Raw genomic sequence first — 26415 nt, 5'->3', positions numbered from 1 at the left:
CGTTAGGCGGCATGACGGCGCCGCCATTCTTGCCAGAGTTCCGCGAGATCCCACGCCCGATCTGCTTGCAGACTCACCCCTCGAGCCCCGGTACGCCGGGTGGTTCCTGCGATGACGAGGAGCTTGGAGTTGAAGAGGGCAGACCCGGTGTGCTGCTGCGCTTCTTCGAAGAACGCGGCATCCGCGCATCCGGTGCCGTCGTCGACGCTCACAAACACCACACGCTTGCCCGAACGCATTGGCGGTGTTTGGGTTGCGACGCGAACCCCGGCAACCATCACCTCGGTGCGATTACGAAGCTCGAGCAGCTCTGCGGCAGGAGTCACCCCAAGCTCGTCGAGGAGAGGCCGGTAACTCTCGATGAGGTGCTCGGAGAGGTCGATGGAGAGCACTTCAAGCTCTGCCTGCACACGCTCACGTGTGCGCTCGGAGCTTGCCCGGGCGCGGCCGCTCTGCGGTAGCTCAACAGCGTGGACCGCATCGAAGTCCAGAGGCAACTGCAGCTCATCGGCTCTCGGAGCGCGAGGTCGTTTGCGCTGGGCAGCAAGTTCGCGCACGCGTGCAATGAGCTCGCCCCGGCTCGGGAATACTGGGATGTCTGCCTGCACGCTTGTGTGCTCGAGCGCGTCGAATGCCCCGACCATCGCGAGACGTTCTGCCAAGCGGCGTGACGGTCTGGCTCGCTCCCACACATCGCCGAGGGAATGGAAGGGGCGCTCAGCGAGGATGCGCGTGAGCTCGGCCTCGGTAATGCCCTGCACATCAGCGAGCGCGACACGAATCCCAAGGTCACCAGGCCGAGTGGGGACACCCGCGGGTGTTGCTCGGACACGTTCGACGGTCCAGGTTCGTGCTGAACGGTTGATGTCGACCGGGAGGATGGGGATCCCCAAACGTCGAGCATCGCCAACGAGGAGCCGTTTCGGGTACATGCCGGGGTCGTGGGTGAGGAGCCCCGCAAAGAATTCGGCGGGGAAATGCGTTTTGAGCCAGGCGCTTTGCCAGGTGGTGAGGGCAAAGGCTGCGCCGTGCGCTTTGCAGAACCCGAAGGAGCCAAAACCCGCCACGACCGACCAGATGCGGTCGATTTCGGCTGGCTGAAAGCGCGGGCGCCTGTCTTCGTCGCGCTGAGCTGCGCTCGCTGCCCGGAATTGACGTTCGACCTCAGTGAGCTGATGCGACATCTGTCGGCGAAGCTCATCAGCTTCGGCGTAGCCGATGCCCATGCAGAACGACAGGACGCGAATGAGCTGCTCGTGATACACGACGACACCGTGCGTCTCGCGAAGAAAGGGAATGAATTCGGGGCGCAGATACTCCGCAGACCGAATCCCGTGGCGGACATCGAGGTACGGTGCCACCATGTTCCCCTTCATCGGGCCCGGACGAAACAGGGAAATATCGGCGATGAGATCTTCATAAGCAGTTGGCTGCATCTTGCCAATGAGTTCTCGTTGCCCGGGCGACTCGATTTGAAACATGCCGAGCGTATGCGTGGAGCGAATCATGCGCAGCGTGGCCTCATCGTCGTGAGGGATGTCATTGAGCGCGAGCGTTCCCGAAGCGAGATACGGAGCATCCTCTGGCAGGCCCCCGGCGCTCGCGATCTCATCGCCGTGAAGACGCGTGATCTCGTGCACCGTGTAGGCCAATGACGATTGCATTCGGACACCGAGAACATCGAGTTTGAGTAGACCGAGATCGTCGATGTCGTCCTTATCGAATTGGCTCATCGGGAGTCCGATGCCGCTTGGCTGAACCGGAGTGACCGACAAGAGCGTGTTGTCGCCCAGGAGAACACCACAGGGATGCATGGACAGATGCCGGGGGAGGCGATCGAGGCGCTCGGCAAGATCGAGCAACAGTTCTGCCTGGGGAAGTCCGCCGAGCGAGGCGGAGAGCCGCTGCAGCTCGGGGTTGTTCTGCAGGGCGCTGCGCAGATCGCGAGCATTGAGCCGCCAGAGTTGCTTCGCAATGAGGTCAATGTGCTCATCGCTGATACCGAGGGCTCTGCCCGCATCGCGGGTGGCCCCACGTGCCCGATACCTCGACTGCATGCCGAGGAGCGACACGCGGGTATCTCCATACCGGCGGAAAATCGCACGGTAGATCTCGTGCCGTCGAGCGGATTCGACGTCGAGATCAATATCGGGGAGCGTGGAGCGCTGCCGGCCCAGAAAGCGTTCGAAGAGCAAATCGTGTTCGAGCGGATTGACCGGTGAAATCCCGAGGAGATAGTTCACTAAGCTTCCGGCGCCAGAGCCCCGCGCCTGGACCCGAATGCCCCGGCTGCGGATGAGATCGGTGACATCGGCAACCGCAAGAAAATACGTCGCGAAGCCAAAACCGGAGATTGTGACGAGCTCATCGCGGAGCCGCTGCTGTGCTCGCGTGCGCGCACAACCGCTGAGATCACCCAACCGTGCGGAGAACGCCGCCTCGCAGCGGTTCGAGAGCGCCCGATTGGGCTCCTCGCGAATGCCAATGACCTCTGGCTCGGGTGTCTTGGGCATTTGCCACGCGAGATCATCGCGAGGAGACAGGACGCAGCGTCCGGCAAGGCGCTCAGTGCCTTCGAGGAGCGCGGATGTTGCGTCGCGGGGGAGCGCCGCGCGGTCAACAAGAAGTTGCGCCAGTGCTTCCATCCGCTGGGGGCTCTTGAGCCATGCTTGGGCGTTCAAGCCGCCGATATCAGGCCTGAGCGGTGTGAGGGTTCCGCTGGCGGCAAGGACATCGGCCGTCACCGCCTCATCGGGAACCCGATAGCGGACGTGATTGCTGAGAACTGCCGGGAGCTCAAGATGGTGAGCAAGCTCGAGCCAGCGCGCCGCCTGTTGCAGGCTGGTGGCGTGCCCGGGCGCTGTGAGGTGGCACACGACTTCGAGTGTGAGTGCACCGGGAAACGTTGTTGCCAGCCTGCGCAGCATGCGCTCGGCAAGCTTCCACTCGCCCCGCTGGAGCGCTTGGGCGGGCGCTGATTCTGGGCCGAGCAGCAGGGCGCCGACAGGGCCCGTCTCGCCCGTGATGAGTGCAGCGAGTCGATCAAGTGCAAGTTGTGGCTGCCAGTTGGCGGGCTTCCTCCCGCGCGGGGGAGTATGAGCGGCACTGACTGCACGGCACAGCATGGCCCACCCCGCCCCTCGCGTGTTGCCGTGCGCGAGCAACACGCCACGACCGAAGGGAGCGGAGTGCTCCGGGCTGGGCCGAGACGACGCAGCGAGCGAGAGTTCAACACCCACGATGGGGTCAACGCCGTGCTGGATGCAGGCGCGGACATGGCGCACTGCCCCAGAGAGCACATCGCGGTCGGTGAGCGCTGCAGCGTGCGCGCCCTGCGCGACAGCCTGCGCAACAAGCTCTTCGGGGGAGCTCGTGCCGTGATGAGCTGAGAAGAAGGACGCCACGTGCAGATGCGTGAACGTGCTCATGGCTCGAGGAACAACAGCTCTTCGAACTCGTCGGTGAACGCGTCGGCGAGAAGCCACGACGAGCGCGCGGCATCGACCGCAAGATCAAAACTTCCTTCGGATGCCGCAGGGGCAGCAGGAGAGAGCGCAACGGCATCGACCCGCCAACGCTCTTGTTCGTACTCGTGCACGCCACCACCACGCGGAGCACGCGCAGCATCGTGCGACCACCACCGCTGCTGTGCAAGCCACGGCTCGGGCGTGCTCACCACGTGATACTCATACCCACGCCAGACAAAGTGGGCAGGGGCACCCCGAGGGGACAGCTCAACGTGGACAGGCTCGTTGACTCGCACAATGACACTCCTCACACTGGTGTTCGAACTGGTGTTCGAACTGGTGTTCGATCAATGTGATGAGTGTAAGAAGGGCCACCGACATTCCGGGAGGGTGTGTCGAAAATCCGTTCGAAGGTGAGGTCTTATTGGGGGTCGTATGTCGACTCGCGTGCGTCCATCTCGGCGAGGAACTCTTCGCGTTCTTCTTCCTCGATACGCAGTGCCTCAGGTTCAGCGAGCATGCCTGCCTCGCGGAATGCATCGATGAGACCCGCGCCATCCGGAGCTGAGAACCACGGGACCTCGATCCCGTCCTCCTTGGGTCCCTCCTCTTCGGGGAGGATACTGCGTGCACCTTGCGCGAGGATCGCCTCACTCGGGGAGAGTCGACGAATGGCAACGGCCTTCACATGGTCAGGGAACTCACGCGCGAAGTTGCCGTAGATCTCCTCGTCGTGCTGGCCGTCATCGCCGATGAGAATCCACTTGATGTTGGGGAACTCCGCTGCGAGGCGACGCAGATTCTCCACCTTGTGGTCATACCCCGAGCGGAAGAAGCGATCCGGCGTCGGGCCCCAGTCGGTAAGCAGGAGTGGGCCAGCCGGGTAGACGTTCCGGCCAAGGAATCGGGCGAGCGTCGGTGCAACGTTCCAGGGGCCGGTCGAGAGATAGATGACGGGCGTTGTGCCGTGGCCAAAGGCGTCGAGTAAGCGCTCATCGAAGACGTTCATGCCTGGCGTGGGTGTACGTGCGTGCACGTCAAGGACGAAGGTGTTCCACGCGGCAAGAAGTGGACGGGGGAGCGCTGTGACCATCACGGTGTCATCGATGTCGGACACAATGCCCACTCGCTGTTTGGGGTCGACAATGAACACCGGCGCAGTGGTCACGAAGCCATCAGCGCTCTCAAGACTGATCTCCTGCCAGCCGGGCCTCAGCGACGCGGGCAAGTTGATGTCGATGACGCCGCCTCGGTCCGCGGTCACTCGGTGGGTCGTCGAGCCAATCTTCACGGTCACACTCGAGTGAGCGGCTGCAATGCGCGTGAAGGCTCGCCAGCCTCGGACAGTGCGTTCACGGCGTTCGCGACGCTCGACAAGAACCTTCGGCATGAGCAGGGGTGGCGGCGCCATCTGTACGCGTGCGAGTATACGCACCCACTCGGTTGATCCGTATCCGGTGTAGGGCTCAACCACCATCCGGTAGCCGCGTCGGCGGACGCTGCGGACTCGCGAGTTGTGGATCCAATCCTCAACCCGGAACGCATTCCGCATGGCCAGTTTGACTGGGGGGAACGTGCTCATGAGAGACGATATGGCTGGTCCAACGCGGTTTTTCGGGCTCACGGGCCGTATCTTTTCATGCCTTCGTGACGCGCTCCTTGACGTTACCGGTCAATGTCGATGGCTTGGATGAGTTCGGGGCTGTTGTTACGGACGTTGCCCACAGCGCTCGAAACGGCGGTGGCAGTGAGCTGGGTGGCCACGCTCCGGCCTGCATCGGTGATGGCACTCACAAGCTCACGCGAGCCTTCGACCTGCGGGCTGATCCAGTCGTTGAGGAGATCCTCGTGAAGCATGACCGGCATCCGGTCGTGGATGTCAGCAAGATGTCCCTCTGCGGCCTGCGTGAGGATCGTCGCCGAGAGGAGCCATGGTGACTCCGGCGTCGAGGGGTCTTTCCACCACTCGTACAGTGCTGCGAAAGGGAGTGAATCGCCTTCGGGATGCAGATAGAAAGGCTGCTTCGTGCCGTCAGCTCGCTTTTGCCACTCGTAATATCCGCTCGCGGGGACGATCGCTCGTTGGCTTGTGAGTGCGTGTCGAAACGTTGGCTTCTCGTGCACGCTTTCCGAACGCGCGTTGAACGCGCGCACGCCGATGGTCGGGTCGTTTGCCCATGGGGGGACAAGTCCCCACTTCGCGCCCTCGAGGCGCCAGTGCGATGCGTCCTTGGCACTGATGGTGATGATCGGGATGATACTCATCGGTGCGTGATTGAACGACGGGTCCGGCGTATCGGGGCCGACGACGTCAATCTGAAAGTCGGCGAGGAGCTCGGCTTTCGCTCGCGCGACCACGAATCTTCCGCACATGCGAACAGCCTATGAGGCGATGGGGGAGTCAACGAAAGTCTTCAGAAAAATCCGTGATTCATCAGGATGTTTGTTGCCGTGTCGTGCCGACCCCTCAGGTAATATTGGCGGTCGGAGATGCAAAGTGGGGCGCGTGACTAACGTTCTGTTGGGGGGCTCTATCTGGCACAAAAGGGGACTCAGGTGAACGATCGAATCACGCCGACTCAGGCGCGTGGTGTCGCTCGTGTCCAAGAATTGCTCAATGCCTGCGCCGCTGTCGTTGACGAGGTGGGTATTGAACGTCTGACGACAAACCTCGTTGCAGAGCGGGCGGAGTGTTCGATCGGCACGCTGTACCGATACTTCCCAGACCGCACGGCGGTGCTGCGAGCACTTGGCCTTCGCCACTTCGAAGAGCTCCACACGCGGATGCGTGAAGTCCTCCGCTGGACCGAACCTGACGTTGCTGGCTACCGTACGCTCCTTGACCGTCTCGCGATCGACTTTCTTGAGTGGCACCAGAAGACGCCCGGCAGCCCTGTGCTTGGGTACGGATACCTCTTTGACCTTCCGATCAGCGAAGCTGAGGCAGCGCTTCTTGGTGGCGTCTTGCGTGCTGGCGAAGTTCCCCGGCTCATGGCCGCGCGTGAGATTGCGCAGTTCTTCGTGCCGGAGGGACCAGCGTTCCGTCAAGTGGCGTCAGATATTGAGTTTGTGCTCATGATCGCGTTCAGCCTTATTGAACGTGCGAGTGCGTACCGGCTGTCGGGGCGTGACTCAGAACCCTGTTACGAACGCGCCAAGCGGACCCTCGAAACGACGAACATGGTGCTCGTCCTCCGCTTTGAGGAGCTCATGCGGGGGTCGCGTGACGAGGCCCAACTCGAACGGCTCGCCGATGCACTCATGCAGGAGATGCCGATCGACCTCGACAACTAGTCGATTCGAGAGGCGCGACGATCCGCCTCGCCCCGCGACGTAGGCGTTCCCGGTTCGAGGAATCGTCGGGCGAACCATTTCTTGCCGAAGTGCACGAGCAGCAGACCAATCGCAAGAGCGCCAAGAAAGAGGACGCCCGCCCACTGCAGCTCGCGCGAGAGCTCGCGATAGCTTGCTGATGAGACGGCGGCGAGTGACACATAGGCAAGTGCCCACAGTGTGCACGCCGGGGTCGTCCAGGCGAGGAAACGGCGATAGCTCATGCCGGACAGCCCCGCGATGAGCGGCACGAGGGAATGAAGCACCGGCAGGAACCGCGATGCGAACACGGCTGCGCCGCCCCGCTCGGCAAGCAGCTCTTCTGCGCGCGTCAAGCGCTCGACCCCGATCCAATGTCCAAGCCTGCTGCGGATGAGTGCAGGCCCCAGGAGGTGCCCGAGCACGTAGCCGATGGATTCTCCGGCCAGCGCGCCGGCAATGACCGCGGCAACCATCGCCAGCCAGTCACTGGGTGAGGCGACTGCAGTGGAAGCGATGATGACGAGCATTTCGCCGGGGACGATGAGTCCCAAGAGCACGCTTGTTTCGAGCAAGATCGCCACCGCAGCGCCGAGGGTTCGCGCGAGCGGATCAAGGCTTGCGATGCTCGCCAGCGCCCAGTCGATCCACTCATTCAGCATCCCCGCATCGTAACGTCGACGGCGGCAAATAAACGGTGTAAATTTGCTCGTAGCGACACTCAGCAAGTTCCCAGAACACAAGGATTCGTGTCGTGGGAACGCGCACAGCGTGGAGCTCCCACCCTCGGCGCTTCTGCCCCGCGCCGACCGAACCCTTGGAGGCAACGCCGTGGACGGCATCCTCGACCCACTCGTCCTCGCCCGGTGGCAATTCGGGCTGACGACGCTCTATCACTTCCTCTTCGTGCCGCTCACGCTTGGCATGGTGCTCGCCGTCGCAATCTGGCAGACCGCCTGGGCGCGCACCGGCAAGATCGCCTACCTCCAGCTCACCCGATTCTTCGGCAAGCTGTTCCTCATTAACTTCGCGATGGGTATCGTCACCGGCATCGTGCAGGAGTTCCAGTTCGGCATGAACTGGTCGGAGTACTCCCGCTTCGTCGGCGACATCTTCGGCGCCCCGCTCGCATTCGAAGGCCTTATCGCCTTCTTCCTCGAGGCCACGATGATTGGTCTGTGGATCTTCGGTTGGGACAAGCTTCCGCCGAAGCTGCACCTGCTCACGATCTGGGGCACGATGCTGGGCACCTGGATCTCGGCCTACTTCATCCTCGCGGCCAACGCCTTCATGCAGAACCCGGTCGGCTTCGAGTTCAACCCGGAAACGGGCCGTGCGGAACTCGTCGACTTCATGGCGGTGCTCCTCAACCCGGTCGCGCTCGCGCAGCTCCCGCACACCCTCTTCGCTTCGATCATGTTCGCGGCCGGTGTCATCGCGGGTGTTGCTGCCTGGCACCTCAAGCGTGAACAGAACCTCGAGATTATGCGCCCGGCCCTCAAGTTCGGCCTTTGGAGCATGATCATCGGCGGTATCGGCGTCATCTGGTCGGGAGACGCGCTCGGCCTCGTCATGGTGCAGACCCAGCCGATGAAGATGGCGGCTGCGGAAGCGCTCTACCACACGACCGCCAACGCCTCCTTCTCGATCTTCACGCTCGGTACCCCGGATGGTACGAGCGAGCTCTTCTCCATCCGCGTCCCGCACCTGCTCTCCTTCCTCTCGACGCACACGCTTGACGGCACGGTCGAGGGCATCAACGACCTGCAGGCCCAGTACCAGGCGCTCTACGGTCCGGGCGACTACACCCCGACCATTTGGATCACCTACTGGTCCTTCCGCTGGATGATGTTCTTCGGCTTCGCTTCGATCCTGGTCGCGATCGTTGGTCTCTTCCTCACGCGCAAGGGCCGCCAGCCGAAGGCATGGCAGTGGAACATCGCCATCTGGACGAGCGCCTTCCCGCTCATCGGCATCCTCATCGGGTGGATCTTCACCGAGATGGGCCGCCAGCCGTGGATCGTGTTCTCGCTCCTGAAGACCGAGGCCGCGGTGTCGCCGAACGTCAGCGGTCTGAGCGTGCTCATCTCGCTCATTGCCTTCACGCTCATCTACGGCATCCTCGCCGTCGTTGAGTTCCGCCTTCTCATCAAGGCCGCCCAATCCGATCCCCAGACCTTCGAGCTCGAGGAAGACGACGAGCCGGCGAAGGTCGCAGTGGAAGCGAGCGTGTACTAATGGATCTCCCTAGCCTCTGGTTTGGCATCGTTGCCTTCCTCTTCATCGGGTACTTCATCCTGGACGGCTTCGACTTCGGTGTCGGCATGGCCATCCCGGTCATCGGCAAGACCGACACCGATCGACGCGTGCTCATCAACACGATCGGCCCGGTGTGGGACCTCAATGAGACCTGGGTCATCGTGGCCGGTGCCTCGCTCTTCGCGGCATTCCCGGAGTGGTACGCGACGATCTTCTCGGGCTTCTACCTCGCCCTCCTCGTGATCCTCCTCGCGCTCATCGCGCGCGGTGTCTCCTTCGAGTACCGCCACCAGGGTCACGGAGCGAAGTGGACGAACTGGTTTGACTGGATGATCTTCGCCGGATCGGTCGTTCCCGCACTTCTGTGGGGCGTCGCATTCGCGAACATCGTGCAGGGCCTGCCGATGGATGCCGACTTCAACTACACGGGCACCTTCTTCGACCTGCTCAACCCGTACGCACTCCTCGGCGGACTCACCACGCTGAGCCTGTTCTTCTACCACGGCCTCATCTTCCTCACGCGGAAGACGGTGGGTGAGATCCGCGAGCGTGCTCGTGCGCTCGCATGGAAGGTCGGCATCGTCGTGGCAGTTCTCGCGATCGCCTTCCTGACATGGACGGTTATCGCGAACTTCAGCGTTCTCGGCCTCGTGCTCGCACTCGTTGCGGTGCTTGCCTTCGTCGGTTCGTGGCTCACGAACCTGCTCCACAAGGACGGCCTCGCCTTCGCCTTCGGCGCCCTCACCGTGGCCGCCGCGGTTGCTGCGCTCTTTGCGAGCCTGTTCCCGAACCTCCTCCCGAACACCGCCGACCCGACGCTCTCGATGACGGTCGCGAATGGCTCTTCGAGCGAGTACACGCTCCAGATCATGACCTGGGCAGCCGTGTGCATCCTGCCGTTCGTGCTCGGCTACCAGGCGTGGACGTTCTGGGTGTTCCGCAAGCGCATCCGCCGCTCGCACATTACGGGCGACCACGTGGATGACGCGGTCGACATTGAGGTGGAGCGTTCGCGCGGGCGTGAACTCGCCCAGGTAGCGGCCTCCACGAACTAATCCCTGGTACCGCCGCGGATTCCGGTCCGCGGCGGTACCGTGTCTTCCATGCGCCCCCTCGACCCACGACTGCTTCGCCGCGCACTCTCGGCGCGGAGATTCCTCGTGGGAGGCGGGGCGCTTGGCGTTCTTGAAGCGCTCGCGCTCATCGTCTCATGCTGGTGCCTCTCGACCGCGATTGCCGAGCTGGTTGCTGGTGCCTCGTTTGTTTCCGTTCTGCCCTTTATTGGGGTGTTTGCGCTCGCAGTGGTGACGCGGGCTGCGAGCCAGTGGATCATGGGCATGTTCTCGGCACGTGCCGCCGCGAAGGTGCAGCTCGAACTTCGGAGTCAGCTCCTTGATCACCTCGCCGAGCAACCCGCCGAGGCGCGCGCTCACACGCACCTCGCGACGCTCAGCCAGCTCGCGGCATCCGGCCTCAACGCGCTCGACGCGTACTTCGCGCGCTACGTCCCGGAACTCATCCGCGCGGCGCTCGTGACGCCGGTGCTCATTGCCGCGATTGCTCTTGCGGATCCGCTCTCGGCAGTGGCCATTCTGGCGACGATTCCGTGCATCCCCGTGTTCATGATCCTCATCGGTCGCGTCACCGAGCGGGCCCAGTCGCGACGCTGGGATGCGCTCACGAACCTGGCCCGCGGCTACGCCGAGATCGTCGAGGGGCTTGCCACGCTCAAGATCTTTGGTCGGGCACGCCGCCAAGCCGAGCGGATCCGCACGATCACCGAAGAACACCGGGCCTCCACGATGGGGGTGCTGCGCTACTCGTTCCTGTCGGGCTTCGCGCTCGAGCTCTTGGCGAGTATCGCCGTCGCTCTCGTGGCAGTCTCGATCGGTGTTCGTCTCGTGAACCGCGAGATGCTGTTGCAGACGGGGATTTTCGCCCTGCTGCTTGCGCCGGAGGCGTATCTGCCGCTTCGACAGGTGGGCGCGCAATTCCACGCCGCCGCTGATGGCCTCTCGGCCTCGAACGCCGTTCTTGACGTGCTCGACGAGGATGCTGATGCCTCGCCGCTCCGCTCTGAATCGTCGTCGTCAGGGGCGCAGAGCGACGGTCTCAAGATCAGCGGGCTCACCCTTGAACGCGAGGGTCGCATCGTCGTGCGAGGCCTTGATCTTGTCGCCGCGCCGGGCAGCTTCACTGTGCTCTCTGGCCCCTCCGGTGCGGGTAAGTCGAGCATCTTGGCCGCGATTCGGGGAAGCCTGCGTCCTGCTGCGGGGACGATCTCGTGCGGTGGCACGCAGTGGGGAGAAACCCGTGCCGAGCGCGCCGTATCCATTGCCTGGTCCGGGCAGGGCGCGATGCTGTTTGGTGGCACGGTTCGGGACAACCTGTCGCTCGGTGAGAGCACCGGCGCGAGTGATGACCTCCTGCATCGGGCGCTCGAGCTCGCGGCGCTCCGCTCTCGGCCCGGCGACGATCATCCCGTTGACGGTGAACTGCGGCTTGATGATCGGATCAACGAACTCGGGCACGGCATCTCCGGCGGTCAAGCCCAGCGCCTCGCACTTGCGCGAGCCATCGCCCGACACTGGGTGGTCGGAACGCCACTGATCCTCCTTGACGAGCCGACGTCGGCCCTCGACGAAGACACCGAAGCGCGCATTGTGGCATCGCTCCGCGAGCTTGCGTCACGCGGCGCGATTGTGGTTGCCGTCAGCCACCGCGAGGCGCTTTGGGAGGCTGCCGACCAGCACCTCGAGGTGCCCCTGCTCGAGCTGGCGACGGAGGACGTCGCATGATCGGGATGCCAGACCGCGAGCAGGCGCGAATCCTGCGACTTGCCACCCCCTCGACGCGCAGCCTCACCCCGGCCGTTCTCTTTGGTATCGCGTGGGCGCTCTCGGCGATGGCGCTTCTCGCGACGAGCGCCTACCTCATCACGGCAGCCTCGCTCACCATCCACATGCTGCTCTTGCAGTCGCTCATCGCGAGCGTGCGCGGCTTTGCGATCGGTCGAAGCGTGTTCCGGTACGTCGAGCGGCTGCTGGGCCACTCGGCCTCCTTCCGCCAGCTCGCGAAGCTCCGGGCGGGTGTCTACGAGCGCCTCGAGGCGGTGGTCCCGGCAGGACTTGGCGCCGCTGGTCGTGGGGAACTCCTGGACCGGCTCGTGACGGATGTCGACGGGCTGCAGTACTTGCCGCTGCGCGTGATCGAGCCGCTCGTGGTGTCACTCGTGTCGCTCCTGCTCGCGGTGAGCTGCGTGTGCCTCGTCAACCTGCCCGCGGGAGCAGCCCTCGCCGCATCGCTCGTCATCGCTGCGATCGTTGCCCTCCTCGTCCACGAGCGCCTCGGTGGAGATGCGGAGCGGCGGCTTGCACGCGAGCGCGGTGAACTTGGCCAGTCAGTCGACGAATTCCTGCGCGGCCTCGACACCCTCGAAGCCTTCGGTGCGGTGGCTGAGCGGCGTGCCACGATTGCCGAACTCGACCGGGCACTCTGCCGTTCGCGACTGCGCTCGACCCTTGGCGAAGGCGCGGTGCAGGCGGTCATGATCCTGTGCTCCGGCCTCGCGAGCGCAGCGGCCCTCATCTTCGGCTCGGATTCCCTCGCGACCGGTAATCTCACGCCGCCGCTCCTGACCCTTATCGTGCTCGTGCCGATGGCGTGCTTTGAAGTGTTCCAGGCGGTGCCGCTCGCCGCAGGCGCCTGGCGACAGCTGCGACCGAGTGCGGGGCGCATTGCCGAGCTTGCGCCGGAGACGCCACCCACGGAGATTCCCTCCGCGCGCACAGCCCCGGACGGCCCGTCACCGTGGGTGCGCCACCACACGCCGACGCTGGAACTGCGCGAGGTGCGCGCCCACTGGTCAGGAGCCGCCAAAGCGCAACTTGAGGTACCGGCATTGACGCTCGCGCCCGGGACACGGCTGCTGGTTCGTGGGCCCTCCGGAAGCGGCAAGTCGACGCTCGCCGCGGTGCTCGTGCGCTTCCTCGAGCACGAGGGCAGTTACCTCCTCGACGGCATCGACGTGAAGAGCACGCACCCGGACCATGTGCGTGCGGTCGTCGGGCTCATCGAACAGCGTCCGCACCTTTTCCACGAAACCATCCGCCAGAACCTGCTGTTCGCGAAGCCGGATGCGAGCGATGCTGAACTCATAAGCTCCCTCGAGCGCGTCGGTCTCGGCTCGTGGCTTCGGAGTCGCGGTGGCTTGGATACTCGGGTAGGGGAGCAGGGAACGCTTCTCTCAGGTGGACAGGCCCACCGTATTGCGCTTGCTCGCGCAATCCTCGCGGACTTCCCGATCCTGGTCCTGGATGAGCCGACGGCGGATGTCGATCCGCCCCGCGCCGAAGCACTCGTCCGAGAACTCGTCGAGGCCGCCGGTCCAGAACGCACCGTCATCATCATTTCCCACACGCCGATCGCTTCACAGCTCGTCACACAGGAGCTTCGCTTGGGCGCATGAGTCTCGGGATGTCGGCGGTGAGCGGTAGCCTTGAGGGCATCCATCCGTCCGATCGAAAGCGAGACCATGAGCGACGAGCCCACCGGCAACGCCGAATTCAATCCCCAGGCCCTCGAGGCCAAGTGGCTTCCGGTGTGGGACGAGCTTGAGCTTTTTGTGACGGGTGACGGCGAGGGCGAGAAGCCTCGCAAGTACGTGCTCGAGATGTTCCCGTACCCCTCGGGCGACCTCCACATGGGTCACGCCGAGAACTACGCGCTCGGCGACGCGGTGGCTCGCTACTGGCGTCACCGTGGCTTTGAGGTGCTTCACCCGATGGGTTGGGACTCCTTCGGTCTACCGGCCGAGAACGCCGCGATCAAGTCGGGCGGCGACCCGAAGACGTGGACGTACAACAACATCGCCCAGCAGCGCGCCTCGATGCGTCGCTACGCGACCTCGGTCGACTGGAACCGCCTCGTCCACACCTCCGATCCGGAGTACTACCGCTTCAACCAGTGGATCTTCCGTAAGATGCACGAGCGCGGCCTCGCCTACCGCAAGAAGTCGCTCGTGAACTGGGACCCTGTCGACCAGACCGTCCTCGCGAACGAGCAGGTGCTCGCTGACGGTACGAGCGAGCGTTCGGGCGCCAAGGTCGAGAAGAAGGAACTCACGCAGTGGTTCCTGCGCATCACCGACTACGCCGACCGCCTCCTCGACGACCTCGACAAGCTCGAGGGCAAGTGGCCGCACAAGGTGCTGCAGATGCAGCGCAACTGGATCGGCCGCTCGCACGGTGCCGATGTTGAGTTCGTCATCGAGGGCCGCGACGAGCCGGTGACGGTGTTCACCACGCGCCCCGACACGCTCGCGGGTGCCACCTTCATGGTCGTCGCACCCGAGAGTGACCTCGCTGCAGAGCTCGCTTCGAAGGCCTCGCCTGAGACGCGCATGAAGTTCCAGGCCTACCTCGACGAGACCCGCGCCATGAACGCGATCGACCGCCAGACGGCCGACCGTCCGAAGACCGGTATGTTCCTCGAGCAGTACGGTCTCAATCCGCTCACGGGCGAGCGCCTTCCGATCTGGACGAGCGATTACGTGCTTGCCGACTACGGTCACGGCGCGATCATGGCCGTGCCCGCGCACGACCAGCGCGACTTCGACTTCGCAAAGCAGTTCGATCTGCCCATCCGCGCCGTCCTCGACCCGACGCGACTCGAAGGGGCGGACCCCGAGGTCACCTTTGCGGACATCGACCCGGCCACCGCGTCGGAGCCGATCCTCGGCGACGGCATCCTCATGAACTCGGGTGAGCTCGACGGCCTCCCGAAGGCTGAGGCCGTTGCTCGCGCCATCGAGATCCTCGAGGGCAAGGGCACTGGTCGCGCCGCAACGAACTACCGCCTCCGTGACTGGCTCATCTCGCGCCAGCGCTACTGGGGCACACCCATCCCGGTCGTCTACGACGAGGACGGCGTTGAGCATCTCGTGCCCGAAGACCAGCTCCCGGTGCTCCTGCCCGAAGGTGAAGGCATGGACCTCAAGCCCAAGGGCACCTCGCCGCTTGGCGCTGCCACCGAGTGGAAGCAGACGACGCTGCCGGATGGCCGCCCCGCCACCCGCGACACCGACACGATGGACACCTTCGTCGACTCGTCGTGGTATTTCCTGCGCTTCACCGACCCGCAGAACCCGGACATGCCGTTCGACCCAGACAAGGCGAACGCCTGGCTGCCGATCGACACGTACATCGGTGGTGTCGAGCACGCGATCCTGCACCTGCTCTACGCTCGCTTCATCACGAAGGTCCTCTTCGACATGGGCTACGTCAACGTTGAAGAGCCCTTTGAGGTGCTCCTCAACCAGGGCATGGTTCTGCTCGACGGTGCCAAGATGTCGAAGTCGAAGGGCAACGTCGTGCTCTTCGGCGAGCAGCTCGACGAGCACGGTGCGGATGCCATGCGCGCCGCTATGTGCTTCGCGGGCCCGCCAGAAGACGACATCGACTGGGCGGATGTGTCGCTGCAGGCGATGAACCGCTTCCTCGCCCGCGCATGGCGCCTCGGTGGCGACGTGACGAGCGAACCGGGTATCGACCCGGCCACGGGTGACCGCGCCGTTCGCCAGGCGAGCCACCGCTTCCTGCGCGATGCGGTTGAGCTCTTCGAACAGCACAAGTTCAACGTCGCCGTCGCCAAGCTCATGGAGCTCGTGAACACGCTCCGCAAGGCGATCGACCAGGGACCGGGCGCTGCTGACCCGGCCGTCCGCGAGGGTGTTGAGATCGTCGCGCTCGTGCTCGACTGTGTCGCTCCGTACACGGCCGAAGACCTCTGGGAACGCCTCGGTCACAAGCCTGGTGTCGCACTCGTGGAATGGCCGACGGTCGACGAGTCGCTTCTCGTCGAGTCGACGACGACCGCAGTCGTGCAGGTCAACGGCAAGGTCCGGGACCGCATCGAGGTGCCCGTCGACATCACCGACGAGGCGCTTGAAGCCCTGGCACGTGAGAGCGAGGCGGTTGCCCGTCAGCTCGAGGATAAGGAGATCGTCAAGGTCATCATCCGTGCCCCGAAGCTCGTGAACATTGCGGTGAAGGGCTAACAGCGCGTTCGGCGCTTCGATGACCGGGTCGTGACGAGTGTCGCGGCCCGGTCAACGCCGTTTCCACGCATCCTTTTCATGCTGTGACTCGTGTTCGTGGCTTCATCATCCTGCCGAGATACGTCGTATCCGTCGATCCGTACGGCTGCGCGGGTCGGATCCAGATACGGCCTGTGGAATGTGGAGCTCTCAACAACTTCCTGAGGCGGGGCGGGCAGCCTGCGTGGATCTCACCTAGCGTGCCCGCGTGAACATCGATGAGCACGACACCATGCGCCCCAAGAGCGCCCCCTCGCACGATCTGTTGTCCGCTTCGGACGATCAGGCCGTCAACGTCGTAGTGGGGACAGGAGCTTCTCGAGACGAGGTGCTCGAACGATTCGATGAGTTCACACTCACGAGCGCACGCCCTCGCTGGCGGATTGGTGCGGGTGCGCTCGTGGTGGTGGTCTTGGTCATCCTCGCAGCCGCCATCGGGGTGCAAGCCTTCAACCCGGCGAGCACCGTCTCGATCGCGGCCGAAGAAAAGGCCAGCGCTTCCGCGACACTCGACCTTGCGCCCGCAACGACCGCGAGCGCGCGGCTTCTCGTCCACGTCATGGGTGCCGTTGCGAAGCCCGGTGTGTATGAGCTTCCGGCAGGGGCACGCCTTGTGGATGCGGTTGCGGCAGCAGGCGGGGTGAGCGCTGATGCTGACACGAGCCTCGTGAATTTGGCGCGCCCGATTGCGGACGGCGAGCAATTGCGCATCCCGCGGGTCGGTGAATCGCCAGCGCCCGCCGAGGCCCCAAGCGGTGCGACGAACGACAGCAGTGGCGGCACGGGCACGTCGGCTGGAACGGGTGTGGGAAGCGGTCTCGTGAACCTCAATACCGCGAGCGCCAGCGAACTCGAGGCGCTGCCTCGGATCGGGCCAGCGATGGCCGAGCGGATCATTGATTACCGCGAGCAGCATGGCGGTCTCTCGAGCGTGGATGAGCTCAAGAACGTGACGGGAATTGGCGATGCCACCTTCGAACAGATCGCGCCCCACGTCACCGTCTAGCTCGAGCCCGGCCGAAGCGTCGCGCGAGCGCAGCGATTGGCGTCTGGGCCCGGCGGCAGTGCTGGCCTGGAGCATCGCCGGTGTGAGTTACAGCATCGACGAGTCCGCGGCGTGGCTCACCAGCGGGGCAGCGGCGGTGGCAATCCTCCTCATCGCGGGCGCCGCAGTCGTGCAGCGTAGAGGGTCGAGCCGGTGTGCTGGCTGGCTGAGGCTGCTCGCCGTGAGCGCCGCGGTTGCAGCCTTGACCGGATGGGCATCCTGGCACGCGCTCGAGCAGCGTCAAGCTGCGCCGATGCAGGAGGCGATCGCCTCGAAACATTCGTGTCTGGTGGAGTTCACACTCACCCAGATGGTGAGTTCTTCGGTCCTCGAGGATCCGGGCAGCCAGGAGGATGGTGGGCAGGCCCCGCTCGGACAGCGATTTCGTGCCCAACTCACCCACCTGGACTGCGGTACAGGAGCATTCCGACTCGATGCGCCCGTCCTCGTGAGCGGTCGGCTCGCGGCGGGCAGCTCCACCGAGCCGGGAACACGGTTCGCCGCAGACGCGAAGCTCCGCGACATCCAGGCTTCCTCGAGAAGCGCGGCACGCCTGAGTCTCGACGCCCCAGCCGAGCAGCTTGCTCCACCGGTCGGTGCGCTCGCGGTTGGTGCGACGCTTCGGGCGAGCTTCCTAACGCTGGCGGCGACGCTGCCAGGGGACGGCGGACAGCTCGTGCCTGGGCTCGCCGTTGGGGATGACCGAGAGGTAGCCGAGGACCTCGTTGCCGCCATGAAGACGAGTTCGCTCGTACATCTGACTGCGGTGTCGGGTGCCAATTGTGCCCTCGTCACCGGCGCTGTCCTCGTGATCGGGCGCCTGCTCATGCGTCCTCGGCTGGAACGGCTCGCAGCGGCAAGCTTGGCCCTCGTCGCCTTCGTGGTGCTCGTCACGCCGCAAGGAAGTGTCGTGCGTGCGAGTGCCATGGCGATTGTCGTGCTCGCAGCGGATGCTGGCGGGCGACGCGTGACCGGATCGTCCGCCCTCAACCTCGCGGTCATTGGACTGCTCATCATCTCACCGGATATGTCACTGGATGCCGGGTTTGCCTTGAGCGCCGCCGCCACGGCAGGACTCCTCCTGGGCGCTGGGCCGCTCGGCGAACGACTCAGCGCGTGGATGCCGCGCCCCCTCGCGCTCACCATTGCGGTCCCCGTCGCCGCGCAACTCCTCTGCCAACCCGTGCTCGTGCTGCTTGACCCACGAGTCCCCGTGCACGGGGTGACCGCGAATCTCCTCGCGGCACCGGCCGCGCCGATTGCAACTGTTGTTGGTTTGCTCGCATGTTTGCTCGCGCCCCTGGCCCCGCCGCTCGCCGTGGTGCTCGCGTGGGTCGCGTGGCTGCCCGCCTCGTGGATCGCAGCGGTAGCGCGGGTGACGAGCGGGTGGCCCCTCGCGAGCATTCCCGTCCCGGAAGGGCTCGGGGGAGTGCTCATCACGGCCATCCCCGCGGTGCTGCTCGTGTGGTGGTGCCGCGAGCGGGGCGATTCGCCGCCCGCTCGGCTGCGTCGCCTCGCACTGGTCGCCCTGATGGCACTCCTCGTCACTGTGGCGCTCGGGGTCGGGCTTGGACAGCGGGTGGGGTCGGGGCTGACTCGGCCCGATCCGTGGCGCTACTGGATGTGCGACGTCGGGCAGGGCGACGCGATGCTCATCCGCAGCACCGCTGGCGTCATCCTCATGGACACCGGGCCCGAGTCTGAAGCTCTGGACGCCTGCCTCACTGAGGCGAAGGTGAGTGAGCTTGCAGCGCTCATTCTCACGCACTTCGACAAAGACCACGACGGGGCAGCAGCCACGGCACTTCCACTTGCCGAGCAGCTCATTGTCCCCACCACCGGGGAGGCCCATGGCGAAGGCATCGTCCGGGATGCTGCAACGCATGGCATCCCGCTTGTGTTTGCCGGCCGAGGCGATGTCTTCACCTTTGGTGACCTCGCGCTGCACGTGCTGTGGCCTGCGAGAACCAGCAGTGGGCAGCCGAGCGTGCTTTCAAGCAATGAGGGCAGCTTGGCTGTGTCGGTGAAGCCGACAGCATCCTGCCGACAGGCGTGCGTCTCCCTCATCGCGCTCGCGGACCTCGGCGAGGCACAGCAGAACGAGCTCATGTCTGAGGCCCCGCCGGAACTGCTCAGCGCGGACGTCGTCAAGGTGTCCCATCACGGTTCACGCGACCAAGCCGCGGAGCTGTATCGCGTCATGCAACCGAAGGCAGCACTCGTCTCGGTTGGAGCTGAGAACGGCTACGGCCACCCCACACGCTCCACACTCGACATGCTCACAGCAGCCGGGGCCATACCGCTGCGGACAGACGAGCGTGGACACCTCGTCGTGGCGGGCTCACCCGATGACATCACCGTGTGGAGTCCACCACAGGCACTTGCCGAGGCTGCTGCTGTCCCGCGGTTTAGCGCGAGCGGGTGGCCTGCTTCACCGCCTTGCGATACTGCTCTGCCCGAGTGCGCTCCGCCTCGATCGGCTTCACGATCTCGGCGTTCACGCACTCCTTAACCGAGGCCGTCAATCGCCTGCGTGCTCGCGAGCGTCGCGCCGCGGCAAGTCCCGCCGCGAGCGCACTCGAGAGGATGCCGAGGAGGATACCGAGGACGATTCCGCCAACGATGAGGAGCCCTGGAACCGGCCACCCCTCCACGAGCGTGATCTCGGGCGCGGGAAGCCCCCAACCTGGCAGGAACCAGACCGCGAGATACCAGCACGCGCCGACAAGCGCCGCGAGCAGCGACACCCACTGCAGAATCGCCACGAGCACCCACCACCACGAGCCGCGAGCGCCGAGCGACGTGCCGGCGATGGCACGGTCGAGTTCGTGGGGGAGTTCCTCAAGCTTTGCATTGGCGGTGTCGCGAATCGACTGCTGCCAGCCGGGTGCAAGCCCTTCGCCGGCAGCGTCCGCGTAGCTGCGCACCGCACGCGCAATGGACGCGGACTGCCCTGCCGAGAGCGGCGGGAGCGCCGTGCGATGCACCTCGGCAACGCGGCCATCCTTTCGAGCCGCCGCACGCTGACTCGTCGGGAGGTGGAGGCGGGTGAGTGGGTCCTTGCTGAACCGCAGCATCCAGGCCGTGAGCGGCCAGCCGGTCGTGAGCCCGGCACGATGACGGTACGAGCGAGCAACCGCATCAGCGACCGTGTCGACACCAGCAGCCGAGGCGATGGTCGACACCATCTCCTGTGCACGCTTTCCCGACAGCGCAGCCGGTGCACTACCCGCGTCAAGCGATGCTGCAGCGGTATCCAGGTCAGCCAGCAGACGCGCATCCTTCGTCGCCTTCGAGCGCGCAAACCGTGCGATGAGCTGCTGCACGGCAGGAACACCATCGCCCGTGAGCGCGGAGGCGGGCAGGATGCGAATCGCGCCGAGCCCATCCGAACGCAGCAGCTCCTCAAGGGATGCGAGCACCCGCGGCACCTCGTGCTCGGGAAGGCGGTCCACCTGATTGAGCACACACGCCGAGACCTTCGCGTGCTTCGCGAGCGGCTTGATGAAGTCGTTGTGGATGGTCTCATCCGCGTACTTTTGCGGATCGACGACCCACACGAGCACATCCACCTGGCCGACGAGCCGCTCCACGATCGCTCGATGCTCGATCGCGATCGAGTCGAAGTCCGGGAGATCCAGCAGGATGAGCGGCAGGGTCTCACCACCCGGGAACGGGGTCTCAACCGGACGGCGATCCGTCACCTCGAGCCAATCAAGCAGCGGCTCGGAGCCCTCTGCTTGCCAGATCGCAGCAAGCGGTTCGCTCGTGGTCGGGCGGCGGACGTGCGCGGTAGCAAAGTTCGTTTCGGTGACGGCATTGAAGAGGGACGACTTGCCGGATCCGGTCGCCCCGAAGAACCCGACGACGGTGTGCTCCGAGGAGAGCGTGCGGCGCTCTTCTGCTCGTGCGAGTACCTGCTCGACACGCTTGAGCTCCTCGGTGCCGATGCGTCCACGGCCGAGCTCGATGGCTTCACGGAGCGCGGTGAGGCGCTCATCCAGCGTCTTTGCACTCATCGGGTCACCTCCGAGGCGAGCTCAGAGGCAGCACTCGAGAGTTCCGAGTCGTCCGGGCCCTCGAGCACCGGGTCAATAAGCGCGGCGTACCGCGCGTATTCGTGCTCGAAGAGCTCGTCGATGCGCCACTCGAGGCCTTCGCGGGCCTTCTTCGCCATGCGGCGCACGGTCTCGTCACCGAAGACCGTTTCGAGGAGCTTCTGACCGACAACAGCCGAACCACCAGCGATCGCGATCTCACCACCGGTGAGGCCACCGGTCGAGGCGAACACCGCCACCATGAGGGCAACCGTGACGGCGTTGAGGCCGAGCGAGAGCAAACGTGCCTCCACGCGCTTCGAGCTCGCGCTCTCGCGGATCATCTGCATGAGTTCAAACTGCCAGTCGCGGATAAGGCGCGAAGCCTTCTCGTCGAGACCGGAGCTTTCGCGTCCGAGACTCGGATCAGCCTTGAGCGAGGCCGCAGCCTGCGAGTGTCGGAGCGTCTGCCAGGACTCGCCTGCGGCGCGACCGGCCTCGTCGATGATGACCGAATACAAGCCGTGCTCGATTTCGCGCTCGACTTCGCGAATCGGGGCGGGCTTGCCCTGCACCCAGGAGGTGACCGCATCGCGGGCGCGACCAAACCACGCCTCGAGGGTGCGGAACACATCGCTCGTGCCGATGTAGTCCTGCCATCGGGCGAGCACTTCAGCACGCAGCAGGGCGCCGTCCTTCGTCGCGTCGATCACACGCGCCGCAGCGTCGTCATGCTGTGCCTTGACGAGGGTCGCAAGATCGGATGCCGCGTCAATCTGGCTGCGGCGCGCATTCGCGACCAGGGCCGTGTCGCGGACGAGCTGCTGCACCGCGCCGGCAACGCTTCGGCGGGCAACCTCGCGGCGGGTTGCGCGATCATTCGCGATCTCAGCAAGCCATTCGCGAAGCGGCTTGACTTGCTCTTCTGGAAGCATGTCGAGTTCGTTGAGGGGCGCCTCCGGGATCACGAAGATCGGAGCTTCGCCGAGGCCTCGCTCGTCGAGCATCATGCGCAAATCCGACTCAACCTCACGGGCACCCTCCGGCACACGGTTGAGGACGACCGCCACTGTCATATCCCGTTGGGAGGCCGCATCGAGGTGCTTCCACGGCACCGCATCGGCGTAGCGGTTCGCGGTCGTGACGAAAATCCAGAGGTCGGCCGCCTGCAGGAGCTGCTCGGCGAGGGCACGGTTCTCATCAGCGATCGAGTCAACATCGGGCGCATCGAGGATCGCGAGTTGCTCAGGAACTGCGTCATCGCCGACAAGCACGACCGAGGAGATGAGCTTCGCATCGGGGGCATCGCCCGCCTGACGCGAGGGCGTCCCCTCCTTCACCGGGACGCCGGTGATACGCGCAAGCTCCGGCAGCACACGAGTGCCCGTAAACGAGTCTCGGTCCACCGGATTGTGCAGCAGGATCGGCTGACGGGTTGTGGGGCGGATGGTGCCCGTGCGAGTTACCGGGTGCCCGACGAGCGCGTTCACGAGCGTCGACTTGCCGGCACCTGTTGAGCCGCCGACGACCGCGAGCAGGGGAGCGTCGAGGTTCTCGAGCCGCGGTGCAATGTAGTCGTCGATCTGCTGCAGCGAACGTCGTGCCCGCAAGCGGGCTTCGGGGGCGTCCTGCAACTCGAGGGGCAGGTGCACCTCGGCGATTGCCGCGCGCAGCCGCTCGAGCGGAGTTGTGTCGGGGGTCGTGTCACTCACGCACCTCAGCTTGCCTGATTTAGCTGGGCAGACGGCGGTGACGGGAGCTGCCCGGGAATGTCGGCGCTCGCCGCTACGCTGGAGGCCGACCGTGAAGGAGGAACGCATGCCTGCAGCCCGTGGCACATCCCGCTCCGCCTCCGCGCGCCCCAAAAAAGCGAAGATCCCGGTCGTCCCGGCCCGTGAGGCGTACCCCGTGCCGATCGTGCTCGTGAGTGGCAAAGAAGACTTCTTCGCGAGCAAAGCCACGAGTCTCATCAAGCAGACCCTCGTCACCGAAGACCCCGAGCTCGAGGTCACGGAGCTTGCCGCATCCGGCTATGCGGCAGGTGAGCTTGCGAGCTACGTGAGTCCCTCGCTCTTTCTCGAGCCGCGCCTCGTCCTCATCGACGGCGCCGAGAGCTGCACGGACGCTTTCATCACGGATGCCATCAGCTACCTCGAAGTGCCGATCGACGAGACAACGCTCGTCATTCGCCACCGTGGCGGTCAACGCGGCAAGAAGCTCCTCGATGCCATCCGCAGCGCCCCACAGGGCATCGCCATCGAGGTGTCGTGCGAACCGCTCAAGGCGAACGAACTTGTGGACTTTGTCATGGGAGAGTTCAAGGCCGAACGCCGGCGCATCGTGCCCGCCGCCGCGCAGCAGCTCGTCGCCGCGTTCAATGCAGACCTCGCCGAGCTCGCAAGCGCCTGCAGCCAGCTCATGACGCTGAGCGACGACGTCATCACCGAAGAGCTGATCGACAAGTATTACGGCGGCCGCGTCGAGACGACCGGCTTCAAGATTGCTGATGCCGCGATCGCAGGTCGCGTCCGCGAAGCGCTCGCACTCGCGCGGCACGGCTTCGCCACCGGCATCCACCCGGTGCCCATCGTCGCAGCCTGCGCGAACAAACTCCGCACCATGGCGAAGGTGTCCGATCTTCGGGGTACGGATGCCCAGCTCGCCTCGCAGATCGGGGGAGCGCCGTGGATGATCGGCCAGGCCCGCCGCGAGCTGCGTGGCTGGGACGACCGCTCGCTTGCTCGCGCCATCCAGCTCGTCGCCGAAACCGATCACCGCGTCAAGGGCGGTTCGAAGGACGCCGAGTTTGCTGTCGAACGGATGCTCCGCATGATCGCCACGCGCCAGCTCTAGCGGTCAACAAGTCCATAGAGCGAGGCGAACGGGTCGTGATCCGCGTTGCGTTGTGGTTCGTATTCGACATGTTGGGTGACGCTACGAGCTACCTCGTCGCCATACAGGTGCGCAATGAGTGCTGCCGTCATGTCCATACCTGCTGCCACGCCGGATGAGGTCCATCGATCTCGATCGTGCACCCAGCGGGCTTCTGCAACCCAATCAACGTCATGACCATGTCCGCGCACCCATTCAAACGCCAGCTTGTTGCTCGTCGCGCGATAGCTCTCGAGGCATCCAGCAGCGGCGAGGAGCGCGGACCCGGTGCATACGGAGGTGACGAGGTGCGATGTCTTGGCAACGGTTGTCAGACGCGTGAGAAATGCGCTGTCGTGGACGAGCTGCCGGGTGCCAGCTCCACCGGGCACGAGCAGGATGTCAGCCCGAGTGTCATGGGTGAATGGTTGTTCCGCAATGACGCGAACGCCCTGTGAGCTCGTCACTGGCCCCGGCGAATCTGCCACCCACGTGATGCGAAGCTCGGGGACCTTGCTCAAGAGTTCAACCGGACCGAACACATCGAGGAGTTCGAATTGCTCGAACAGCACCACGGTGACTTCACGAGACGCAATGGTTGGCATGACCGACATGCGGTGAGCGTAGCTGTCCGGGCCTGAGAAAGTATCTGGTTAGACGAAGTGTCTGTTGTGGGTGCTAAGAACGTGCGTCCCGGGTCCTGAAACACGACGAAGGCCCCCGCACAATGCGGGGGCCTTCGTGAAAGCGATGAGGCTTAGAGCGCTGCAACCTGCTTGGCGATTGCCGACTTACGGTTCGCTGCCTGGTTCTTATGGATGACGCCCTTCGACACGGCCTTGTCGAGCTTCTTCGTGGCGTGCTGGAGAGCTGCCTGGGCCTTGGCCTGGTCGCCCTCAGCAACGGCCTCGCGGACGCGACGGATCGCGGTGCGGAGCTCTGCCTTGTAGGCCTTGTTGCGCAGGGTGGCCTTGCGGTTGGTGCCAATACGCTTGATCTGCGACTTAATGTTCGCCATGGGTCTCTTTCGCGTGAATGCTGATGCTGTGGTCAAGTGCCGAGCGGTAGAGGGGCCGCGCGGCGAACTCGCGCCGAGTGGGAATACGTGCGGCGCGGAAGCCAAAGACCAACCCTAGCAGCGTTCAGTGGGCTCCTCAACGAATTCGTGCGGCGCGCGGGCGGGCGTGACGACCAGTTCGAGGTCCTCCTCAGGCTCCTCCTCGACATCGCATCGCCAGGGTCGAGGTGTGGGGCGCGACCCCCACACGACGAGGGCAATGAGCGCGAGCACCGCATAGCAGACCCACATCGGCCACATCGAGACGAGGTTGAACGTCTTCAGCACGCTCGGGTCATTCGCCCAGAGAAAGAAGCCGAGCGTGACGGAGGCGTTCATCGAACCGTGCGCAATCGCGGCGGGCCACACCGTCTCGGAGCGCATCCGGAGCCACATGAAGAAGGCACCGACCGGGATGCAGAAGAGCACCATGAGCAGGATGCCGCCGATGCCGCGATCCTGGAAGTTGTAGCCGAGGAGCAGCAGGGGAGCGTGCCACACGCCCCAGATGACGCCGGTCACGAGTGCGCACGTCCACTTGCCGAGCGGGGCCAGAGCCTGGACGAGGAAGCCACGCCAGCCGATCTCCTCACCGAGCGCAGAGGAGACACCGAGCGGCACCGCGATGAGGAGCGTATGGAGCACCGTCATCCAGGCGAGCGTGGTTTCGTCCATGCCCGTCACGCCTGCCTTGGCATAGAGGTCCATGAGCGCGCCTGTGCCGAAGCGGAAGCCACCCATCGCCCCGACCGCGAGTGCGCCCATAAGATTCAAAATGACCGGCACATTCCACGCGATGACGCAGAACCCGAGCGTGCGCCAGAACGGGCGGATGAGGAATCCGAGTTCACGCCAGGGCTTGTCTGGGCGCTGCACAGCAAACACCGCGATGAATGCAGCGATTGCTGGCGACCACATCATGAGTGTGCCCGAGAGTGCAAAGGTAGTCGTGGTCATGAGCTCGGTGAGCTCCTTGCCGCTCGTCCACAGTGGCAGACACGAGAGCCACGCACCGCCGAAGGCAATGAAGAGGTAGACGGCCACCGCAATCCAGGGGATGCGTCCCGGGACGCCGTGCGCGTCGATCGACTTGGCGAGGTCGCGAGGGGGAGTCGACGTTGTCGTTGATGGTTCGTGAGGCTGCAGCTCTGTGATGCTCGTCATGCGTCCAGCCTCCCGAACGTGAGCTGCCCGCGCATCGGCGACGCAGCCGAAGAAACTCGTCCACGCGGGTGAACCGGGCGGACGAGCCCCGCGATGCCTCCCGTCAT

At 64.8% G+C, this 26415-nt stretch carries 19 protein-coding genes; 9 read left to right on the top strand and 10 right to left on the bottom strand.

Features of this window, described 5'->3' with window-relative positions; translation table 11 throughout:
* Window positions 1–2: 2 nt before the first annotated feature.
* The 4 genes from ZAL01S_RS06700 to ZAL01S_RS06685 form a co-directional block, all read right to left on the bottom strand.
* Window positions 3–3428 (bottom strand): DNA polymerase III subunit alpha, encoded by a 3426-nt coding sequence (locus tag ZAL01S_RS06700; RefSeq protein ID WP_066081567.1) that lies wholly within the window; start codon window positions 3426–3428, stop codon window positions 3–5.
* On the bottom strand, window positions 3425–3763 hold the full coding sequence (locus tag ZAL01S_RS06695; RefSeq protein WP_244875358.1) for a DUF6504 family protein: 339 nt from the start codon (window positions 3761–3763) through the stop codon (window positions 3425–3427). Before ZAL01S_RS06695 ends, ZAL01S_RS06700 begins: the two co-directional genes overlap by 4 nt.
* Window positions 3764–3888: 125 nt before the next feature.
* Complete coding sequence (locus ZAL01S_RS06690; protein WP_244875357.1) at window positions 3889–4878, bottom strand: App1 family protein; 990 nt, start codon at window positions 4876–4878, stop codon at window positions 3889–3891.
* Window positions 4879–5132: 254 nt separating this feature from the next.
* A complete protein-coding gene (locus tag ZAL01S_RS06685; RefSeq protein ID WP_066081561.1) occupies window positions 5133–5840 on the bottom strand; it encodes an SOS response-associated peptidase in 708 nt (235 codons plus the stop codon).
* Between the two features lie 183 nt (window positions 5841–6023).
* On the opposite strand from ZAL01S_RS06685, the gene ZAL01S_RS06680 reads away from it, so the two are divergent.
* Window positions 6024–6761, top strand: a complete 738-nt coding sequence (locus tag ZAL01S_RS06680; protein ID WP_066081559.1) for a TetR/AcrR family transcriptional regulator — start codon at window positions 6024–6026, stop codon at window positions 6759–6761.
* Here the strand turns inward: ZAL01S_RS06680 and ZAL01S_RS06675 are convergent.
* On the bottom strand, window positions 6758–7441 hold the full coding sequence (locus ZAL01S_RS06675) for a DedA family protein (RefSeq protein WP_159421620.1): 684 nt from the start codon (window positions 7439–7441) through the stop codon (window positions 6758–6760). The two genes, ZAL01S_RS06680 and ZAL01S_RS06675, sit on opposite strands and share 4 nt — an antisense overlap.
* A 169-nt stretch (window positions 7442–7610) precedes the next feature.
* On the opposite strand from ZAL01S_RS06675, the gene ZAL01S_RS06670 reads away from it, so the two are divergent.
* The 7 genes from ZAL01S_RS06670 (at window position 7611) to ZAL01S_RS06640 (ending at window position 19691) form a co-directional block, all read left to right on the top strand.
* Window positions 7611–9017 carry a cytochrome ubiquinol oxidase subunit I gene (locus ZAL01S_RS06670; RefSeq protein WP_066081617.1) on the top strand — a complete coding sequence of 469 codons (1407 nt, stop codon included), beginning with the start codon at window positions 7611–7613 and terminating at the stop codon, window positions 9015–9017.
* Window positions 9017–10093, top strand: coding sequence for a cytochrome d ubiquinol oxidase subunit II (cydB, locus tag ZAL01S_RS06665; RefSeq protein WP_083523144.1), 1077 nt, complete (start codon window positions 9017–9019; stop codon window positions 10091–10093). Before ZAL01S_RS06670 ends, cydB begins: the two co-directional genes overlap by 1 nt.
* Window positions 10094–10141: 48 nt before the next feature.
* Window positions 10142–11836: a thiol reductant ABC exporter subunit CydD gene (gene cydD, locus ZAL01S_RS06660; RefSeq protein ID WP_083523143.1), complete on the top strand. Its 1695-nt coding sequence runs from the start codon at window positions 10142–10144 to the stop codon at window positions 11834–11836.
* Window positions 11833–13506 (top strand): thiol reductant ABC exporter subunit CydC, encoded by a 1674-nt coding sequence (gene cydC / locus ZAL01S_RS06655; protein ID WP_066081555.1) that lies wholly within the window; start codon window positions 11833–11835, stop codon window positions 13504–13506. Before cydD ends, cydC begins: the two co-directional genes overlap by 4 nt.
* 66 nt (window positions 13507–13572) lie before the next feature.
* The gene (leuS, locus tag ZAL01S_RS06650; RefSeq protein WP_066081552.1) at window positions 13573–16095 is read left to right on the top strand and encodes a leucine--tRNA ligase; all 2523 of its coding nucleotides are present in this window, start codon (window positions 13573–13575) and stop codon (window positions 16093–16095) included.
* Window positions 16096–16342: 247 nt separating this feature from the next.
* A complete protein-coding gene (locus ZAL01S_RS10335) occupies window positions 16343–17140 on the top strand; it encodes a helix-hairpin-helix domain-containing protein (RefSeq protein WP_066081549.1) in 798 nt (265 codons plus the stop codon).
* A gap of 82 nt (window positions 17141–17222) precedes the next feature.
* Window positions 17223–19691: a ComEC/Rec2 family competence protein gene (locus ZAL01S_RS06640; protein ID WP_159421619.1), complete on the top strand. Its 2469-nt coding sequence runs from the start codon at window positions 17223–17225 to the stop codon at window positions 19689–19691.
* On the opposite strand, the gene ZAL01S_RS06635 is transcribed toward ZAL01S_RS06640, so the two are convergent.
* Both ZAL01S_RS06635 and ZAL01S_RS06630 read right to left on the bottom strand, forming a co-directional pair.
* The gene (locus ZAL01S_RS06635; protein WP_066081545.1) at window positions 19588–21198 is read right to left on the bottom strand and encodes a GTPase family protein; all 1611 of its coding nucleotides are present in this window, start codon (window positions 21196–21198) and stop codon (window positions 19588–19590) included. The genes ZAL01S_RS06640 and ZAL01S_RS06635 overlap by 104 nt on opposite strands.
* On the bottom strand, window positions 21195–22928 hold the full coding sequence (locus tag ZAL01S_RS06630) for a dynamin family protein (RefSeq protein ID WP_159421618.1): 1734 nt from the start codon (window positions 22926–22928) through the stop codon (window positions 21195–21197). Before ZAL01S_RS06630 ends, ZAL01S_RS06635 begins: the two co-directional genes overlap by 4 nt.
* Window positions 22929–23034: 106 nt before the next feature.
* Here ZAL01S_RS06630 and holA point away from each other — a divergent pair, with 106 nt between their 5' ends.
* Window positions 23035–24069 carry a DNA polymerase III subunit delta gene (gene holA / locus ZAL01S_RS06625; RefSeq protein ID WP_066081543.1) on the top strand — a complete coding sequence of 345 codons (1035 nt, stop codon included), beginning with the start codon at window positions 23035–23037 and terminating at the stop codon, window positions 24067–24069.
* On the opposite strand, the gene ZAL01S_RS06620 is transcribed toward holA, so the two are convergent.
* The 3 genes from ZAL01S_RS06620 to ZAL01S_RS06610 all read right to left on the bottom strand — a co-directional run bounded on the left by ZAL01S_RS06620 (window position 24066) and on the right by ZAL01S_RS06610 (window position 26308).
* The gene (locus ZAL01S_RS06620; RefSeq protein WP_083523140.1) at window positions 24066–24701 is read right to left on the bottom strand and encodes a DJ-1/PfpI family protein; all 636 of its coding nucleotides are present in this window, start codon (window positions 24699–24701) and stop codon (window positions 24066–24068) included. The genes holA and ZAL01S_RS06620 overlap by 4 nt on opposite strands.
* A 143-nt stretch (window positions 24702–24844) precedes the next feature.
* Complete coding sequence (gene rpsT / locus ZAL01S_RS06615; protein WP_066081541.1) at window positions 24845–25105, bottom strand: 30S ribosomal protein S20; 261 nt, start codon at window positions 25103–25105, stop codon at window positions 24845–24847.
* A gap of 114 nt (window positions 25106–25219) precedes the next feature.
* Window positions 25220–26308, bottom strand: a complete 1089-nt coding sequence (locus ZAL01S_RS06610; RefSeq protein WP_066081538.1) for a CPBP family intramembrane glutamic endopeptidase — start codon at window positions 26306–26308, stop codon at window positions 25220–25222.
* Window positions 26309–26415 lie beyond the last annotated feature (107 nt).

Origin of the sequence: [Zimmermannella] alba NBRC 15616 (assembly GCF_001570905.1) — a bacterium.
In the GTDB taxonomy this organism is placed as follows: domain Bacteria; phylum Actinomycetota; class Actinomycetes; order Actinomycetales; family Microbacteriaceae; genus Pseudoclavibacter; species Pseudoclavibacter albus.
This window is presented reverse-complemented; position numbering and strand designations above follow the sequence as displayed.